Source organism: Arsenophonus endosymbiont of Bemisia tabaci Q2, from assembly GCF_902713415.1.
Lineage (GTDB): Bacteria > Pseudomonadota > Gammaproteobacteria > Enterobacterales > Enterobacteriaceae > Arsenophonus.
Map to the genome: position 1 here is coordinate 1 of NZ_CACTIE010000169.1, position 1,174 is coordinate 1,174.

1 protein-coding gene and 1 pseudogene are annotated in these 1,174 nt (G+C 29.0%); one reads left to right on the forward strand and one right to left on the reverse strand.

Annotation, left to right across the window (positions count from 1 at the left end; genetic code table 11):
• Window positions 1-53: 53 nt before the first annotated feature.
• Window positions 54-293 (forward strand): annotated as a pseudogene (locus ARSQ2_RS08995) (SecY-interacting protein Syd); the annotation flags it as partial.
• 679 nt (window positions 294-972) lie between these two features.
• Here ARSQ2_RS08995 and ARSQ2_RS09000 read toward each other — a convergent pair.
• Window positions 973-1,174, reverse strand: a 202-nt coding sequence (locus tag ARSQ2_RS09000) for a transposase (RefSeq protein WP_181995090.1), incomplete at its 5' end; no start/stop codon positions are given.

Below are 1,174 nucleotides of genomic sequence, written 5' to 3' on the forward strand. Positions count from 1 at the left end.
AAGTAAAATTTTAAGATCAACAACTTGATTTAATTCAAGTATGAAATATGACCGATTTTATTCGTTTACAAGAAAACTTAATTGGGCATTTAATTACACAAAAAAGAGGTAGATTGACCCCAACTCTCTTTATTACAAGTTTAGATTCTGAATTTGAAATTATTCCCGTAGATAATATTAATGGCCAAATTATATTAGAAACATTAGGTCAAACAACACGTCGCGTCTTAGCTGCTAGTCTGATTGAATTTTTACAACAACTTACTCCTGTAACTAAAAAGCAATGTGATTAAGATATTTACTTATTTTTTTTGAGATATAACTTACAACTTATGTAAGTTATATCTGTGTTTATTGCTTTTTAACCCATGAAACGAGATTAAATATTTTATTTTTCAGTAGGATAAAAAATATCCTGTTATTATCGAAAAAAAATGATTAAAAACTATTTTTTATTCTTGTGTTCCTCAGATAAATCCGACATTCTTATGCCCGCCGATAAGTTAGCATTTATCAAATCTGCCATAAATCGAAATAGGAAATGGAAATGACTTAACCGGCTTTTATTGCGCGAAATAAATTTAGTCATTGTTACTAATAATAAATAGTGAATATTAGTTTATTTTTTAACTTTGAAATTATTAAATGTTTAATAATATAGAGGAATAAGAAAGGTAGTGTTAGGGATAACGAATGATAAGTATTAGTGCTTACAAATTACTGCCTCGTAAATAGTAGGAAGATACATTCAGCAGGAAGCTGATAATGCAGGATGCATAAATATTCTATTTAATAGCGTTACATATTATATAACCAGTCTATTTTATAGACTGGTTTTTTATGGTTATATGGCTTTGCAAAAAATTGTTTTTAGCTACAGTCGCGGATAGTAATATAACCCTATAAGTCAGTGATGTTGTGCATAATTAGTAAATCTATTTAAATGATTATAATTTAGATAGATTGAATATTTTATATATAGCTAAGCGACTTAATTTTGATTACACCCATATTGAGTGCGAACAAAATATCTGTGTCACATCCGAGCGCTCTTTTTTTGCATTTAGCTTGTGTCCATTTATGTTCAATTGGATTAAGATCTGGCGAATAGGTAGGCAAATATTCCACCATATGGCCCGCATCGATGATGACTTGTTGAATACTCTGTTTCTTG